Annotated in this window: 12 protein-coding genes and 3 tRNA genes; 1 reads left to right on the top strand and 14 read right to left on the bottom strand. The window is 60.2% G+C overall.

The features are described 5' to 3' along the window. Positions 1 to 220: 220 nt before the first annotated feature. The 8 genes from B5V00_RS13585 to B5V00_RS13550 form a co-directional block, all read right to left on the bottom strand. Entirely contained in the window at positions 221 to 418 is a 198-nt protein-coding gene (locus B5V00_RS13585) for a helix-turn-helix transcriptional regulator (RefSeq protein WP_085011357.1), read from the bottom strand. A 543-nt stretch (positions 419 to 961) separates the two neighbouring features. Continuing rightward, positions 962 to 1,038, bottom strand: a tRNA-Arg gene (locus B5V00_RS13580). Between the two features lie 35 nt (positions 1,039 to 1,073). Then, positions 1,074 to 1,547, bottom strand: coding sequence for a DUF2155 domain-containing protein (locus B5V00_RS13575; RefSeq protein ID WP_245803981.1), 474 nt, complete (start codon positions 1,545 to 1,547; stop codon positions 1,074 to 1,076). A 130-nt stretch (positions 1,548 to 1,677) separates the two neighbouring features. Next, a tRNA-Ser gene (locus B5V00_RS13570) sits at positions 1,678 to 1,767 on the bottom strand. 227 nt (positions 1,768 to 1,994) lie between these two features. Next, positions 1,995 to 2,080 (bottom strand) — tRNA-Ser (locus B5V00_RS13565). Between the two features lie 12 nt (positions 2,081 to 2,092). Continuing rightward, positions 2,093 to 3,367, bottom strand: coding sequence for a serine--tRNA ligase (serS, locus tag B5V00_RS13560; protein WP_085011356.1), 1,275 nt, complete (start codon positions 3,365 to 3,367; stop codon positions 2,093 to 2,095). A gap of 147 nt (positions 3,368 to 3,514) precedes the next feature. Continuing rightward, positions 3,515 to 4,096 carry an HD domain-containing protein gene (locus B5V00_RS13555; RefSeq protein ID WP_085011355.1) on the bottom strand — a complete coding sequence of 194 codons (582 nt, stop codon included), beginning with the start codon at positions 4,094 to 4,096 and terminating at the stop codon, positions 3,515 to 3,517. A gap of 253 nt (positions 4,097 to 4,349) precedes the next feature. Next, positions 4,350 to 5,222 carry an EamA family transporter gene (locus B5V00_RS13550; RefSeq protein WP_085011354.1) on the bottom strand — a complete coding sequence of 291 codons (873 nt, stop codon included), beginning with the start codon at positions 5,220 to 5,222 and terminating at the stop codon, positions 4,350 to 4,352. A 127-nt stretch (positions 5,223 to 5,349) separates the two neighbouring features. On the opposite strand from B5V00_RS13550, the gene B5V00_RS13545 reads away from it, so the two are divergent. Continuing rightward, on the top strand, positions 5,350 to 6,741 hold the full coding sequence (locus B5V00_RS13545) for a class II fumarate hydratase (RefSeq protein WP_085011353.1): 1,392 nt from the start codon (positions 5,350 to 5,352) through the stop codon (positions 6,739 to 6,741). 73 nt (positions 6,742 to 6,814) lie between these two features. Here the strand turns inward: B5V00_RS13545 and B5V00_RS13540 are convergent, their stop codons facing one another. The 6 genes from B5V00_RS13540 to B5V00_RS13515 form a co-directional block, all read right to left on the bottom strand. Beyond that, a complete protein-coding gene (locus tag B5V00_RS13540) occupies positions 6,815 to 7,942 on the bottom strand; it encodes a ribonuclease D (protein WP_085011352.1) in 1,128 nt (375 codons plus the stop codon). Positions 7,943 to 7,963: 21 nt separating this feature from the next. Then, the gene (gene mutY / locus B5V00_RS13535) at positions 7,964 to 9,040 is read right to left on the bottom strand and encodes an A/G-specific adenine glycosylase (protein WP_085011351.1); all 1,077 of its coding nucleotides are present in this window, start codon (positions 9,038 to 9,040) and stop codon (positions 7,964 to 7,966) included. Between the two features lie 178 nt (positions 9,041 to 9,218). Next, positions 9,219 to 10,271, bottom strand: coding sequence for a histidinol-phosphate transaminase (gene hisC / locus B5V00_RS13530; protein ID WP_085011350.1), 1,053 nt, complete (start codon positions 10,269 to 10,271; stop codon positions 9,219 to 9,221). 116 nt (positions 10,272 to 10,387) lie between these two features. Beyond that, a complete protein-coding gene (gene mqnC, locus B5V00_RS13525; RefSeq protein WP_085011349.1) occupies positions 10,388 to 11,452 on the bottom strand; it encodes a cyclic dehypoxanthinyl futalosine synthase in 1,065 nt (354 codons plus the stop codon). Positions 11,453 to 11,685: 233 nt separating this feature from the next. Beyond that, entirely contained in the window at positions 11,686 to 12,756 is a 1,071-nt protein-coding gene (gene mqnE / locus B5V00_RS13520) for an aminofutalosine synthase MqnE (RefSeq protein WP_085011348.1), read from the bottom strand. 115 nt (positions 12,757 to 12,871) lie between these two features. Further along, positions 12,872 to 13,477 carry a UbiX family flavin prenyltransferase gene (locus B5V00_RS13515; protein WP_085011347.1) on the bottom strand — a complete coding sequence of 202 codons (606 nt, stop codon included), beginning with the start codon at positions 13,475 to 13,477 and terminating at the stop codon, positions 12,872 to 12,874. Positions 13,478 to 13,606: the final 129 nt, after the last annotated feature.

Genomic DNA, 13,606 nt, shown 5'->3' with positions numbered 1-13,606 from the left:
ATACTGCCAGATAGATGGAGGGTCACTACATCTGACCCCAGACACCCATGGTCATGAGAATCTAGGCATCAAGAATTATGTCAACTACAGGCGAGAGCTCTTCAGAGAGGGGACGCTGTCCATCCACCTGATTCCACTCGGTCAATTCCTGCAGTCAAGTCTGTTTTCATGGTGATGGCCTCCTCTAGCACAAAGACCAAGAAAGACTAGCATGGGTCAATCAAGAGACCTTCTCACTACCCCGCAGGAATTCGAGGACTTCTTCATACAACCAGCCGGTGCAGCCCGGCCCAATCTTCCGACGCTTGGGGAACTGACCCTGCTGCTCAAGCCGCCAGACCGTCGAGGGAGAGAGTCCAGTCAACTCCTTTATCCGGTTACGACGCACGAAGATGGGCTTGGTTTCTAACTCTTTCATCGTTGCAATCTCCTTTCTTCACTATCCAGGCGTCAGCCAGCACGACTGACTGCTACATACCAGACTGGAAACACTCATGGACTTTCACTACCATCCAGGAAATGAGGGTGGGGGGAAGGCAATCATGAAAGAATTTTCCGACAACTGACTGAATTACAACGTGGGATGCAATCCCGTCTGGTTAAAAACCGGTCGGGCACAACTGGAGACCAGACCACCAAAAGAAGAGACGGCAAAAAATAACAGCCTACCTGCCGCTCAAAAAGAAAACCCCAACCTCTGCCACATGAAGAAGCAGAGACAGGGGTTTCTATGTAACAAGAAGGGACGATGGCCGGGACGGCTCACACCCCGGCTCGGATGCAGCCTCGTGACAGGGTGCCCCCCTAGCCGCATACGAACCCTTCTCAGTAAGAGTAGCACTGCCAGGTATTGAAATCAAAGGGGGGCGGGAAACCGGTTTAGTTATTAGCAAAATTATTAGCAAAACCCGAAAAAAACGAAAGGGCTACAGGATCAAATCCTGTAACCCTTTGTTTTTATTGGCGCGCCGCGGAAGATTCGAACTCCCGACCTTCTGATCCGTAGTCAGACGCTCTATCCAGCTGAGCTAGCGGCGCAGGGAAGTGCGTTATCTCTCAAATTCCCGTTCTTGTCAACCCTTTTTTCCCTTTTCTCCGTTCGTCGGCACATAACCGACCAGGCTGAAGCCGTAGCGCGGATGCTGAAAAGCATGGGTATTGGGATAGAGACTGAACAGCCAGCCCTTGAAAACCGGCTTGCCCTTTTCGGTGATTACGATCTGTGCGGCCGGATTTTTGGGATCGTTGCTCAGGGACGTCAGAGTCATGCCGTCCATGACGAAATGCGGCAGAAAGTTGGTCACCTTCAGACGGAGATCAGAATCACCGAGTTTGAATGAATAGCCGATATCGACGGTGTAAATATCCTCGCTGCTCTTTTCCTTGTCCTGAACAGCGATCTTGACGGCCTTCCAGTGACCGGCCACCGACTCGGGGACAACAACCTTGGCTTCCTGCTTGGTAATATTCCCGTGGGGAGATGGCTTCTTGGCCGGTTCTTCCTCCTGCTTGCTGCAACCGACAACAAGCAGCAGCAGAAGGGACAACAGAAGAGTGGACCTGAACAAAGTCTTCACGATCACAGGACCTCACTGATGACGACGGACTGACCGCCTGGGGGACAAGCAATCGACACGGGAAAAACCGGTTTCACGTATCAACCGACCTGTTTGAAACTGGCGGAGAGGGAGGGATTCGAACCCTCGGTACAGTTGCCCGTACAACACCTTAGCAGGGTGCCGCCTTCAGCCGCTCGGCCACCTCTCCGTATTTGTATTCAGTTGCTCGTTTCGCTTCGAATCCTGCCGCGACCGTCCGAGTTTGATTTGAATGGCGGAGGAGGTAGGATTCGGTCACTTCGTCACCGCCATCACGGCGGCTCCTGCGTAACCTCCCCTCAACTCGCTGCCGCCGGCCTCCTGCCGGCTCTTCAGCCCAAGGGCTGCGCTCGTTTCGCTTCGAATCCTACCGCGACCATCCGAGCTTGATTTGAATGGCGGAGGAGGTAGGATTCGAACCCACGGAGCTTTCGCTCAACGGTTTTCAAGACCGCCGCCTTCGACCGCTCGGCCACTCCTCCGCAGCAGACTCTTTATCGGGCGTCAAGAACCTCCAGGCCGCCCATATAGGGCCGCAGGGCGGCGGGGATAACCACCGAACCATCGGCCTGCTGGTAATTCTCGAGAATCGCTACCAATGTCCGTCCGACCGCCAGCGCTGAACCGTTAAGGGTATGAACCAGTTCCGGCTTGGCGCCGGCCTCACGCCGGAAACGGATACCTGCCCGACGGGCCTGAAAATCGGTGAAGGTCGAACAGGAGGAAATCTCCCGATAACAATCCTGCCCCGGCAGCCAGACCTCGATATCAAAGGTACGGGCCGCGGAAAAACCGAGATCGCCGGTACACAGGTCCATCACCCGGTAGGGAAGTTCCAGCAGTTGCAGAACCTTTTCGGCGTTGCCGAGCAGTTTCTCCAGCTCCGCATCCGAATCCTCCGGCCGAACGAATTTCACCAGCTCAACTTTGTTGAACTGGTGCTGGCGGATCAGGCCGCGGGTATCCCGCCCATGTGACCCGGCCTCCTTGCGAAAGCAGGGAGTATAGGCGGCATAGCAGAGCGGCAGTTGGTCGCCGGCGAGAATCTCGTCCCGGTGAATATTGGTCACCGGCACCTCGGCCGTCGGGATCAGAAACAGGTCTGCGCCCTCGGTATGAAAAAGATCGTCTTCGAATTTGGGGAGCTGTCCGGTCCCCGTCATCGTCGCCCTGTTTACCATAAAGGGCGGCAATATTTCAATATAATTGTGCTCGCCGGTGTGCAGGTCGAGCATGAAGTTGATCAGTGCGCGTTCAAGCCGGGCTCCGCCCCCCCGGGCCAGAGAAAAGCGCGCCCCGGAGAGCTTTCCGGCCCGCTCGAAATCGAGAATACCGAGCCCTTCGCCAAGGTCGACATGATCGCGGATTTCAAAATCGAACTGCCGCGGGGTCCCCCAGCGTCGGATCTCGACGTTCTCCTCCTCGGCGGCGCCGACCGGTGTAGCCGGATGAGGCAGATTGGGGATGGTCAGCAGCAGCGCCTGCAATTCCTCTTCGACCTGGCGCAGCGCCTCGTCAAGTTGCTTGATCCGTGCCGAGACCTCCTTCATGCGGGAGATCTCACCCTGCACCTGGCTCTTGTCCCGGGTCTTGCCGATCAGCGCCGAAACCTGGTTGCGCTCGGCCTTGAGACCCTCGGCCTCGCCGAGCAGGCCGCGCCGTTTCTCGTCCAGGCCACAAAAAGCGGACAGATCAACATCACCGCCGCGCGTTGCCAGGCGGCGTTCGGCTTCTTTCAGATTGTCCCGCAGGTAGCGGCTGTCCAGCATAACTGAAATCCCCGTTCTGTAACACCTGCATCAGTGAGCCCCTTGTCGGCGGATAACACAAGTCATTGCCCTCTCCATCCGACAGGAACTCACTGATTCAGGTAACAATTTTCAAGCGGACACTTGTAACACTAAAGCCCGACAGCGTCAAGCAGGACCCCGCTCTCCCTTCACCCACCACTGGTGATCATCATCGAACCACCACTTGCTCGAATCGGTCTCCCAGATGGTCTCCGCCAGCTGCCGCGCCGCGTCGGTCCGCAACCGCTCAACCAAATAAGGATACCACTCGTCGGCGTAACGGTTGCCGAGATCCTTGTATTCCTTCAAGGCCAGGATCATCTCCAGCTGATCGGCATCATGTGCCAGCTGCGCCTCAAGGCTCTCGCGGGCATCAAATTCCTGCCACAGGTCACGGTAGTCATCGCCGAACGGCAGGTTCCGGGCCAGGTCCTCGACCGCTTTTTTTTCATCCGTGCGAACGTACTTCTTGTTGACGTAATTCTGATCGCCGGTCCGCGCCTCGGGCAGGTCATGAAAGAGGCATATCTGCACCACCCGGCCGACATCGGCCCGCCCATCCAGATGAGCCAGGGTGTAACCGATCATGGCAGTGCGGAAGGAATGTTCGGCCACCGACTCGGCGCCGGAGCCGAGGAACTGGAAGCCGCTGCGCGGGGTGCGTTTGAGCATCCCCACCTCGAACAGAAAATTGGCCAGGTTTTTCATCAGAGAGCCCTCGGAAAACGGAAATTCTGTACCGCCTGTTTATAGCACAGCCCGGGGCACCCGGCCCAGCTTCAACCCAAATCCACCGGCAGTTTTGCGGACCGAGGGTGGCGGGACGGGTGGAGATGCGAGGCGCCGTTCCGCTTCGGGCGCAAACGCAGCCGGGCTGCGTTGAGCACCGATGCGGTGAAGGCAACGAAGCAGATTCAACCGTAATGACAGCCGAATCCCGAAATTGCCGGCGGATTTGGGTTCAACCGAAACGGACCAGGCAGACTCCGGCGAGAATCAGCAGAGTGGCGCCGAACCGGATGCGACCGGCCCGTTCACCGAGAAAAACCACTCCGATCAAAACGGCGATCAACAGCGAAGCCTGGCGCACCGGCACCGCGTAGCTCATCGGCGCCAGCTGCAGTCCGTAACGGAAGCTGAGAAAGGAACAGAGCATCACCGGTCCGGCGCAGAGGACCAGACGCGGATGACGGCGCCATTCAGCCGGGATCCGTCCCCTGTTGCCCGACCGCAACAGGTTGAGCGACATCAGCAACAGCATCCAGACAACCAGCAGGTAAGTGAAATGCAGCGGATCGTAACGGGTCACCCCGCTCTTGTCGATCACCGCGCCGAAGGAATAGACCAGTCCCGCGGCGAGCGCGAAGCGTACCGAAGAACTGCCCAGGTAGTGAAACGGGCGCAGCACCTCGGACATCCTCAGAGTGCGCAGCTGCACGGCATAGGCCCCCATGGCAATCAACAGGATGCCGGCCACCCCAAGCGGCGACAGATGTTCCTTGAGCAGCAGCACCCCCCAGAGGGGAACATAGAGCATCGCCGTCTGCGCCAGCGGGTAGGTCATCGACAGGTCCCCTTCACGGTAGGCGCGACCGGTGAAGAGGTGGTAGAGGACGAAACAGACCGCCCCGCCGGCGGTCAGCAGCAGCAGACGGGGCGACAGCGGTGGAAAGGGCCCGGCCGCCAGCAGCATGATCAGGCTGAAGAGGATCCCGGACTGCAGGAACATCCACCAGATATAGGCGGTCTTGTCCCCGCTCTGCTTGACCAGCAGGTTCCACAGGGCGTGCATCAGCGCCGAGAGCAGGATGAGGGCAAAGGCGAGGGAACTCACCGGACCATTCTACATGAAGGCGCGACAGCGGCGAAGCAGTATTTTTAGCCAGAGTAAAATTTGTCCTGATCCAGGCCATTGACAGCCATGACGGGATTGATAAGCTGGCTGCAAAAGGAGAATGCCGATGAACCGAGAGCAACAACGCACCGAAACCGATTCGATGGGCAGCATGCAGGTCCCCGCCGCGGCCCTCTACGGCGCCCAGACCGCGCGTGCGGTCAACAACTTCCCGGTCTCCGGCCGGCCCCTGCCGCGGGCAATGATCCGCGCCCTGGGCCTGATCAAGCAGTACGCGGCCCGGGTCAATGCCGAACTGGGACTGCTGCCGGCAGACCTGGCCGAAGCGATAGCACAGGCCGCCGCCGAGGTGGCCAACGGGGATCTTGATGAACATTTCCCGATCGATATCTTCCAGACCGGTTCCGGAACCAGCAGCAACATGAACGCCAACGAGGTGATCGCCAACCGTGCCGCCGCCATCCTCGGCCACAACCTCGGCGACAAGGCGGTCCATCCCAACGATCATGTCAATCTCGGCCAGTCGAGCAACGACGTCTTTCCCAGCGCCATCCACCTGGCGGCCGCCGAAGAACTGCACCGGCATCTGCTGCCGGCCCTGGAGCTGCTGCAGAAGAGCCTGCAGGACAAGGCGGAAGAATTCGATCCGATTGTCAAGCTGGGACGCACCCATCTCCAGGACGCGGTGCCGATCCGTCTCGGCCAGGTCTTTTCCGGCTATGCCCGCCAGCTCGAACTGGCCCGGCAGAGACTTCAGCTGAGCGCTGCAGGGCTGCTGGAACTGCCCCTGGGGGGCACCGCCGTCGGCACCGGGCTGAATACCCACCCGGAATTTGCCGCTCGTGTCTGCTCAGGGCTGACAAAGGAGACCGGGCTGGAATTCAGCGAGGCGCGCAATCATTTCGAGGCCCAGGCGGCCAGGGACGCGATCGTCACCCTCAGCGGAACCCTGAAAAGCTGCGCCGCGGCCCTCTTCAAGATCGCCAACGATATCCGCCTTCTCGCCAGCGGACCACGCGGCGGCTATGGCGAACTGAGCCTGCCGGCCGTGCAGCCGGGCAGTTCCATCATGCCGGGCAAGGTCAATCCGGTGATGGCGGAGAGCCTGATCCAGGTCTGCGCCCAGGTGATCGGCAATGACGCCGCCATCACCCTCGGCGGGCTGGCGGGCAATTTCGAACTCAACGTGATGCTGCCGCTGCTGGCCCGCAACCTGCTGGAGAGCATCGAACTGACAGCCAACGCCGCGCGGCTGTTCGCCGAGAAGTGCGTGACCGGACTGCAGGCCAACGCCGAACGCTGTGCCGAACTGGTCGAACAGAGTCTGGCCATGGTCACCGCCCTGGCGCCGCGCATCGGCTATGACCGGGCTTCGGAACTGGCCAAACAGGCCTTCCGCGAAGGAACAACGATCCGCGCCCTCTGCCTGCGGGAAAAAGTCCTGCCGGAAAAAGAATTAAACGCATTGCTGGACCCGCTGCCGCAGACAGGAAGATAAACCCAAAAGCAAACGCGCGGGTTACAACCCGCGCGTTTGCTTCAGAATGAAATCTCCACCGTCCCAATCAGCGTCATCCGTGGTCAAGCACCTGGAGGATCTGCGCTCCGAACTCCTGCCGCTGCCAGTTGCGCATGGCTTCAAACCGGGCGAAGTCATCAGAACTTCCCGGAGGCTGGTAGGCAATCGCTTCGAGCAGGGCATTGTTGATCATCACCCCGGGATCGAGCTGCAGCCGCTCCGCCTGCTGCCGGCGCCACTGCTTCAGGCGCTCGAAACGCTTGTCCGCTTCAGGGTCACGCAGGCGCCGTTCGCCGCGCGGGAAGGCCGGCAACTCCTTTTCCGGAATCGCCAACCCCGCACTCACGCACTCCAGCAGTTCACGGCCGAATCTTTCGACCAGGCGCGGAAACATCCCCTCCAGGCGGCCGAGAGCCCTGGCGGTCTGCGGCGCGGCGGTGGCGACGGCCAGCAGCGGCTTGTTGCCGATGATCTTGAACGGCGGCACGTCCCGTTTGCGGGCACGGCGGATGCGCCACTGCAGCAACTGTTCAAGAATGGCCAGCTGGCGACGGTCGAGACGCCCGGCCCCCTTGAAACGCAGAAACAGCGGACCGCCGTTCTCTTCGAAGGCCACCTCCTGCAGCAGGGCGCATTCCTCGGCGTGCCACGCGGTTCGTCCGAGCTCTTCCAGACGCTGCTCAAGCACCCCGGCCAACCGCTCCAGATCAGCGGTATCCCCGGCCGCGTAGGCGATCATCTCGCCCGGCAGGGGCCGAATCGTCCAGTCGGCACGCTGGTATTTCTTGTCGATCCGCAGGTCAAAATACTTGCCGAGCAGATCAGCGAGGCCGATCTTCTGCTCACCGCACAACTGGGCGGCGATCATGCTGTCGAACAGGCCGTCGATCCGCAGGTCGAAATCGCGCCGCAGACAGCGCAGGTCGTAATCGGCAGCGTGGAACAGCTTGCGTTGCCGCGGATTGGCAAAAATCGCCCGCAGCGGCTCGAGATCGGGCAGCGCCAGCGGATCGAGCAGCATGGTCCGCCCGGCAGCGGTGAACTGCAGCAGGCAAACCTGCTCGGTGAAATGGTGCATGCTGTCGGCTTCGAGATCAACGGCGATCACCGGCTGATCCGCCAGAAAGCGGGCGAACTCCGCCAGTTCGGCGGCATCTTCAATAATCGGTGTCTTGTTCATAAGTTCGCCATGGTGACAGATTCAGGCTGGCGAGTCCAGCAACTTCGCCGCCTTCAGGTGGGCACCATGCAGCGGTGTCCGGGCCAGCGCGGCCGGATCGACCCAGCGCCACTCCCCCCGTTCCGCAACCCTGCAGCGTTCCGCAAACGGCGCGGACCAGACCTCCAGTTCGAGCCGGAAGTGGGAATAGGCGTGGCGGATTTCGCCGACCCGCCGCGGTTCACTCACCCCTCCCTGCTCCGCCAGCAACCGACGGGCGGCGTCTCCGCCCCCTTCATGGACAAGCAGATCGGTCGCCGGGAATTCCCACAGCCCCTGCAGCATGCCGGCAAAGGGGCGGCGGCGTACCAGCAGCCGGCCGTCGCGCCACAACAACAGCGCCACCTGCCGGACAGTCGGCACCGTCTTCGTTGCAGCCTTCAGCGGCAGCTCCCGTTCCAGTCCCCGGCGGCGCGCCTGGCAGAGGCCGGTCAGCGGACAGGAGGGACAGACGGGCTGCTTCGGAAGACAGACCGTCGCCCCGAGATCCATGATCGCCTGCGCGTAATCGTGTGGCCGGCCGGTCGGGGTCAGGGCCTCCGCCCAACTCCAGAGCAACTTTTCCGCCTCGCTGGAACGCGGAGGCAATTGCAGAGCAAACAGCCGGCAGAGCACCCGCCGTACGTTGCCATCGAGAATCGGTGCCGGCTTATCAAAGGCGATGGAGAGAATCGCCCCGGCGGTCGAGCGGCCGACACCGGGCAGGGAAAGGATCTCCTCCGGGCTCGCGGGAAAGCTGCCGCCGAAGTCTTCCACCACCTTCACCGCCGCGGCGTGCAGATGACGGGCGCGACGGTAGTAACCGAGCCCCGCCCAGAGCTCGATGACCGCCTCCACCGGAGCCGCCGCCAGCGCTTCGATATCGGGAAAGGCCGCCAGAAATTTTTCGTAGTAGGGGACCACCGCGGCCACGGTGGTCTGCTGCAGCATGATTTCGGACAGCCAGATACGATAGGGGTTACGGGTGTGCCGCCAGGGCAGGTCGCGCCCCTCATCGGCGTACCAGGCCAGCAGGCGCTCGGCAACCTCGGCGGGGTTGAAAGGATAATCGTCGGGCATGAAAATCAGATCTCACCACGAAGATACGGAAAATTCATTCAAGCAATCTCGCGCAGAGGCGCGGAGGTAAGACCCAGGCTGAGAAAAAATGTCCAGCGGCAAGGCGTCCATAACTCCGCAAGGGACATCGTTGACGCGGGGGGAGGACCAACGAGCAGATGGCCGCTTTATCAGCCCGTCAGCCGATTTCCCGTAATGCCGCAAGGGCCTGATCCATCTCCTCATCGGTGCCGATCGAAATTCGCAGCCCATGGGCGAGCAGCGGGTCGGAGAAGTGGCGAACCAGAATCCGGCGCTGGAAAAGCGCCTCATAAACCCGCTTGCCGTCCCGGTCCGGCGGCGCAGCGAACACGTAGTTGGCGCAGGAATCGAGTACCTGGTAACCGAGACTTTCCAATACGGCGGCAAAACGACCCCGGGTGCTGCAGATCTTCGCGACCATTTCCCTGAGATAGTTCTGGTCACGCAACGCGGCACTCGCCGCGACCAGCGCCAGGCGATCAAGGTGGTAGTGGTCACGAATCTTGTCGAGGGCGGCAATCATCTCGGGACGCGCCACCGCCAGGCCGAGCCGCATTCCGGCCAGGGAATAGCTCTTCGACAGGGTGCGGGTCACAACGACATTCCGGCACTCCCTGACCAGCTCCAGGGCATTTTCTTCGGCGAAATCGGCATAGGCCTCATCAACCACCAGGATCCCGGCACAGCGACCGGCGAGTTCCCTGATGTAGGCTTTGTCAAAAGCAATCCCCAGCGGGGCGTTGGGGCTGGTGAGAAAAAAGATTTTCCCTGGATACCGTGCCGGGAAGTCGGCAATCCGGCCCGCTTCCGTCAACCCGAAGGTCTTCACCTTCGCGCCCTGGATTGCGGCCAGGGTCGCGTAGTAGGAATAGGACGGATGGACATAGGCGATCTCTTCCCCTTCCCCGGCACAGGCGCGGATCAGATTGTTGAGCAGTTCATCCGAACCGTTGGCGCTGATCACCCAGTCGGCATCAAAACCGTACAGTTCCGCCGCCACCCGTCGGAACTCCCGGCTGGCCGCATCCGGGTACTTGCGCAGGTTGCCGCCATCACTGCCGAGTTCGGCCAGAATCGCTTCACGCACCTTAGGCGAGGGTGGGTAGGGATTCTCGTTGGTGTTGAGCTTGATCCACTCCGCCTCGTTTTCGGGCTGGAAACCGGGCACGTAGCCGGCCATCTCGGCGATATTTTTGCGTAGATAGGTCATGAACCCCCCTTAAGAGCCCGGCCACCCGCTCACTGATGTTCGCTCAAGCCGCCAAGAGACCCCATGAATTTGAAATGCCTTCTTGGCGTCCTTGGTGTCTTGGCGGCCCCGGGATTTTAATAAACTTCCAGAATCTCATACTCCGTGGTCCGTCGTGCCGGAATAAAACCGGCCCCACGCGCCAGTTCGATGATCTCTTCCTTCGACATGCGGAAGGTGACGCCGGCGGCGGCGACGACGTTCTCTTCAAGCATGGTGCCGCCGAGGTCATTGGCGCCGAAGAAGAGCGCCACCTGCGCCATGCGCGCACCCTGGGTTACCCAACTGGCCTGGATATTATCGATATTGTCGAGGACGATCCGTGACAGCGCCAGCACCTTCAGGTAGTCAACCCCGGTCGCCGTTTCCCCGCCAAGTTCAGTGTTGTGCGGTTGAAAAGTCCAGGGGATAAACGCGGTAAAACCGCCGGTCCGGGCCTGGATTTCACGGATACGAAACAGGTGTTCGACAATATCTTCCGGTCCTTCGCCGCTGCCGAACATCATCGTCGCGGTGGTACGCATCCCCAGTCCGTGGGCCAGCTCCATCACCTCGCCCCACTGTTGCCAACTGATCTTGTTGGGTGAGATCCGTTGCCGCACCGCATCGACCAGCACCTCGGCACCAGCGCCGGGCAGCGATTTCAACCCCGCCGCCTGCAGCCGCCTTAGGCACTCGGCGACGCTCAGGTTCGAGAGCCGGGCGATGTGGACGATCTCGGCCGCCGACAGGGAATGGATCTGCACCTGCGGAAAACGCCGCGAGAGCTGACGGAACAACTCCTCGAACCATTCGATTTTCAACTCCGGATGCAGCCCGCCCTGCATCAGCAGCTGGGTGCCGCCATGCTCGACCAGCTCCTGAACCTTGGCAAAGATCGTTTCGTAGTCGAGCAGATAGGCCCGATCTGAATCGGCATCGCAGTAGAACGCGCAGAACTTGCATTTCGACTCGCAGACGTTGCTGTAATTGACGTTGCGGTCGACCACGAAGGTCACCCGGTTCTCCGGGTGCTTACGCCGCCGCCCCCCGTCGCCCAGCTTGCCGAGCTGCAGCAGCTCGGCCTCGGTGAGCAGCCAGAGTGCCTCGTCGCGGTCGACCGGCTGCCCGGCATTCAATTTATCTTGAATTTTTTTGAACATATGTATTTTTGAACATAAAACCCTATCAGCCACCAAGACACAAAGGACACCAAGAAGGCAAAGTCTCTTTAACGACAGGTGAGAAAAAAAACCGGGCAAAAAGAACATCTGAACATCGCGTGAGATCCAAAACAAAGCTCTTTGCTTTTTACTGCAGACTCTTCCGCTCTGCGGCCCCGCGTTATGAAAAGGTTTCTTGGTGCTCTTGGTGGCTTGGTGGCTATCCCGGATTTTCAGATTTCGTTATACAGCGTATCACGCTCGACCGGCACCCGTCCGGCCTGGCGAATCAGTTTCTGGATATCGCCCCTGCTCATGGCCTGCGGCGCATCAGCACCGGCGTCGTGACCGATCTTTTCCTCGACGACGGTGCCGTCAAGATCGTTGACCCCGAAACAGAGAGCGGTCTGGGCGATCTTCACGCCCAACATCACCCAGTAGGCCTTGATGTGCTTAAAGTTGTCCAGGTAGAGGCGGCTGATCGCCAGGGTCTTGAGAGCATCCACGCCACCGACCCCTTTGGCCCCCGGCACCCGGGTGTTGTCGGGCTGGAAGGCGAGGGGGATGAACGCCTGGAAGCCGCCGGACCGATCCTGCAGCTCGCGCAGCAGGCGCAGATGTTCGACCCGGTCGGGATAGGCTTCGAGATGGCCGAAGAGCATGGTGGCGTTGGACTTGAACCCGGCGCGATGAACCTTTTCGGTCACCTCCAGCCAGCGCTCGCCGCTGATTTTTTCCGGACAGATCCGCTCGCGGACCTCCTGTCCGAGGATTTCCGCGCCGCCTCCGGGCAGGGACCCGAGCCCCGCCTCCCCGAGCGTGGCGATGACTTCCTCAACGGTCAAGCCTGAAATCTGGCTGAAATAATCGATCTCGACAGCGGTAAAAGCCTTGATGTGCAGCTTCGGTTCAACCTTTTTGATGGTCTGCAGCATCTCCAGGTAAAATTCAAACGGCAGATCGGGATGCAGGCCGCCAACGGTATGGATCTCGGTCGCTCCGACGGCAGCCGCTTCCCGGGCCTTGGCGGCGATCTGCTCCAGCGCCAGGGTGTACTCTCCCGCCTCCCCCGCCTCTTTCGAGAAAGCGCAGAACCGGCAGCGGTTGACGCAGAGATTGGTGTAATTGATGTGGCGGTTGACGTTGAAGTAGACCCGGTCACCATTTTTCCGCCGGTTGGCTTCCGCCGCCAGCTCGCCGATGGCGAGCAGGTCGGGCGACTCGAAGAGCGCCAGCGCCTCATCGTCGCTGATGCGGGTGTTCGAAGCGACTTTTTCTTTTATCGATGCAAACAGACTGTTCATCCGTATTCAAACCTTCGAAACCGGCCTCGCACGAAAGACACAGAGGCGCGGAGAAAACCCTGTCAATGTTTGTATTTACTCTGCGTCCTTGGCGAACCCTGCGCGAAATCGTCTTTTATCCCCCCCAGCGTTTGAACAGCTGATGTTCAACGCCGAGTTGATCCAGCACCTTCCCCACCACGAAATCGACCATTTCCTCGACCGACTCCGGCTGCTGGTAGAAACCCGGCATCGCCGGCAGGATCTGCCCGCCCGCCCGTGAGATGCGCAGCATATTTTCAAGGTGAATCTGGTTGAAGGGAGTCTCGCGCGGCACCAGCAACAGCTTGCGGCCTTCCTTCAACGCCACATCCGCGACCCGTTCAAGCAGGTTGTCGGAGAATCCGGCAGCGATGCGACCAAGGGTGCCCATCGAGCAGGGGCAGATGACCACCGCATCCGGCGCGCTGGAGCCGCTGGCGATCGGGGCGAAAAAGTCACTCATACCGTAAACCTGCAGTGACTTACCGGCCGGAAAATGCCCGCGCAACTGTGTTTCGCAGACCGCTGGATCGTCATCAAGCTGCAACCCCGTCTCGAAGCCGAGCACCTGGCGGCCGGCATCACTCAACAGCAGGCTGACCTGGATCCGCGCACGCAGCAACTCCTCGATCAGGCGCAGTCCGTAGATGGAACCGGAGGCCCCGGTGATGCCGACGACTATCTTCTGCATAGGCTTCATTCTTCAAAAATCGTTAAAATCGATCCCACGCCAAGAAAACTTCTTTTGCTTTCTGATCCGCAGATTACGCAGATGGACGCAGATTAGGGTCAAAACCTCAAGGGAAAGTCTTTGCTTTTCATCTGCGGA

Source organism: Geothermobacter hydrogeniphilus (genome assembly GCF_002093115.1).
Taxonomy (GTDB): domain Bacteria; phylum Desulfobacterota; class Desulfuromonadia; order Desulfuromonadales; family Geothermobacteraceae; genus Geothermobacter_A; species Geothermobacter_A hydrogeniphilus.
The sequence above is the reverse complement of the archived record's forward strand: the minus strand, read 5'-3'. Positions and strand labels throughout refer to the sequence as shown.